The organism is Methylocaldum sp. (assembly GCF_039794385.1).
Lineage (GTDB): Bacteria > Pseudomonadota > Gammaproteobacteria > Methylococcales > Methylococcaceae > Methylocaldum.
This window is the reverse complement of sequence record NZ_JBDIVO010000452.1, coordinates 1-3,145: the sequence shown is the minus strand read 5'-3', so window position 1 is coordinate 3,145 and position 3,145 is coordinate 1. Positions and strand designations below refer to the sequence as shown.

Here is a 3,145-nt window from a genome sequence, read left to right as displayed (position 1 = left end):
GGGCGTCCTTGTTATTACGGGCATTCGGCCGATCTCGGCTGTTCGCCGGCGCTGTGGACGCATAGAAGGTACGGCCCCGAGGTGGTCGACAGCCTGGCGCACGCCTTGCGGAGCTTCCTTTCGAAAAACCGCTTCGAGCGGCTGGTTCTGTTCGGACACAGCGGCGGCGGCGCGCTGGCCGTTCTGCTGGCACCGCGTTTCCCGGAAACCTCCGCCGTCGTGACCTTGGCCGGAAATCTCGACATCGAGTCCTGGACCGCCCATCACGGATACAGCCCTCTTGCAGGCTCGCTGAACCCGGCCGAAATCAAGGTTAAGGGCGTCATCGAATACCATTATCTCGGCGAGACCGACCGAGTCGTCCCGCCCTCCGTCTTCGAACCGATCGCCAAACGGCGCCCCCGGGCCCAGGTTTTCGTGCTTCCCAACTTCGATCACCACTGTTGCTGGCAAGAAGTCTGGAAAGGCATTCTGCAAAAGACGGCCGATCTCGGATCAAACTCCGCAAGCGCCCTTGCACAATGAATGCTACATTTTTAGCCCATCCCGCCCCGATCTCCGGAGAAACTGCAACCATGAAGCCGCTGCGTAAGACATCCTTAGCCCTTGCCTTATCCACCACCCTTCTGATCGGCTGCGCCTCTCAGCCGGTCAGTCAGGAGGAAGCGGCGCGCGCCGTCGAAGGTTATATCGAGGATGCGGACAAACTGTTCGTGGTCGACTGCCTCCTTCCCGGCCAGGTGCGAAAACTCGGGTCGCAAATGACCTATCTCAGCGCCCGCCGTCCGATACGAACCACGGCCGCCGACTGCGAAGTGCGCGGGGGCGAATATGTCGCTTACGACCGCGCGAATTATTCATCCGCCCTGAAGGTCTGGCTACCCAAGGCCCAGGAAGGCGACGCCACGGCCCAGCTCTACGTCGGGCAGATCTACGAAAAAGGCCTCGGGCAGGAGCCCGACTATCGGAAAGCGGCCGAGTGGTATCGGAAGGCGGCCGAAAAAGGCAATGCCCAGGCGCAGATCAACCTCGGACATCTCTACGAAAAAGGCTTGGGCGTCACTAAAGACAGCGCTGCCGCGAGCCGCTGGTATCAAAAAGCATCCGGGCTCGAAGGCAGCGATTTGAATTTCACGCCGGCGGTCGCGGCTTCCGATGCACAGCGGCAGGAAATCGAAACCCTGCGCCAGGCCGCCGAGCGCAGCCGTCTCGAAGCCGAGGAACTCCGCAGCGAACTCAACTCGACCCGGCAGCAGCTACAGGAACAGCAAGATGCTCTGCGCAAATCGCAGGATGAGATCGACAACCTTCGGGAGAAGCTCGCGAAGCAAAAGGCGGCCTCATCGACCGGCGACGATCCGAAGATACGCGAACTCGAGGAAGAACTCCGGCAGAAAACCGCCCTGCTCAAAACGCAGCAAGCCAAAGTCAGCCAGATGGCGGCCGCATTCGGCCGGGAGCGCCAAAAGCTCAAGCAGGAACTGGCGGCGGTCCGGACCCAAACGGCCCCGGCGAAGGCCGGTTCCCCGGCAGGAACCGGAACGAACGGCCAAACCGTCAATTCCGCGCGCAAACAACTGGACGAAGCCGAAACCGCGCTCCAAGCAAAAATGGAGGACTATCAAAAGAGGTCGTCCGAACTGACCGCATGGCTGACTCAGAAGGACAAGCCGAACGGGGACGTCTCGCGTGCGCAGATCGACCGCCGCAAATCCGAACTTCAGAACCAGGCCAGAGAGATCGCCCTACTCAAGGAAAAGGTCGAACAACTGGCATTCAAGGTTCAGGAACAGCCCGCTCCGGAAATGCTCGCCCAGGCGGGCCCGCAGGTGGAGATTATCGACCCGCCCGTCACCATGACCCGCGGCGCGCGGGTGATCCAGGTCGGGCCGGAAGCCAGGGAGATCGTCGGGAAAATCGAGTCTTCGGCGGAACTGCTTTCATTGATCGTCAACGACAAGCCTCTGACACCCGATACCTCCGGTATCTTCCGGTACCCGATCAATCCCGACGAATCCACGGGCTCGGTTAAGATCACCGCGACCGACAAGAAAAACAAGGTCACGAGCCTGGACGTCACCCTCATCGGGCAATCCGCGCAGCATTCGGAGACGACGGCCACGGCGCCGGTTGAAAGCAAACGCGCGGGGCGGCCGACCGATATCCATTTCGGCAAGTTCTACGCGCTCATCATCGGCAACAACAGCTACAGCGCCTACCCTGCCCTGCAAACCCCGGGCAACGACGCGAAGAGCCTGGACGTCATCCTGCGCGAACGCTACGGCTTCAACACCAAGCTCCTCCTCAACGCCAACCGTCATCAAATCATGACGGCGCTGAACGAAATCCACAAAAAGCTGACATCGGAAGACAACCTGTTGATCTACTACGCGGGACACGGCGAAATCGACCCCAACACGAACCTCGCCTACTGGCTGCCCACCGACGCCGAAGTCGGCAATCCGGCCAACTGGATTTCCAGCCAAAGCATCACCGAATTCCTCAGCATCATGCCCGCCCGCCACGTATTGGTCGTCGCCGACTCCTGCTATTCCGGCGCCATGACCGGTTCGGCCATCGCCAAACTCCCGGACGCCATGGACGAAAGCAAGCGCGCCAAGTGGCTGAAGATCATGGCCACCCGCAAGGCGCGGACGGTACTGACCTCCGGCGGCGTAAAACCCGTGCTCGACCTGGGCGGCGGCGGCCATTCGGTATTCGCCAACGCCTTCCTCGACGTATTGCGCGGCAACAAGGGAATCCTGGAAGACTACGACGTCTTCCGAGCCGTGGCCGGCCAAGTCAAAGCCTCGGCCTCCAAAGCCGGTTTCGAGCAAATGCCCCAGTACGCCCCGCTCCAGCACGCCGGCCACGAAGGCAGCCCGTTCTTTTTCGTGCCGGATAATGCGTGATGGAGAGACGCTTTCAGCCGATAATGCCTAGCTACATCGCCATGTCGGCAATGAAGGGTCGTCCTGGCGCTCCCAGGACGACCGTTTGCGATTGGAATGCCGGCAACCAGTGCACAGGGCACGTGATCAAGGCTAGCGCCGTTGTTTTAGACGTCAAAGTTGACATAAACAAAGACGTTGCATATGGGCGAATTCCGGATTCGATTTTAGTTTTGAGGTCGAATTTAAGTTAG

General features: G+C 60.3%; 1 protein-coding gene and 1 pseudogene. Both read left to right on the top strand.

Translation table 11 applies throughout. From position 1 onward, the window contains the following. Window positions 1–525, top strand: a pseudogene (locus tag ABJK70_RS22570) (alpha/beta hydrolase); the annotation flags it as partial. Between the two features lie 50 nt (window positions 526–575). Further along, a complete protein-coding gene (locus tag ABJK70_RS22565) occupies window positions 576–2,912 on the top strand; it encodes a caspase family protein (RefSeq protein ID WP_347259208.1) in 2,337 nt (778 codons plus the stop codon). Window positions 2,913–3,145: the final 233 nt, after the last annotated feature.

Excerpts from the sequence above, each read along its gene's own strand:
- ABJK70_RS22565 (WP_347259208.1), top strand. The coding sequence starts at position 576 with ATGAAGCCGCTGCGTAAGACATCCTTAGCCCTTGCCTTATCCACCACC.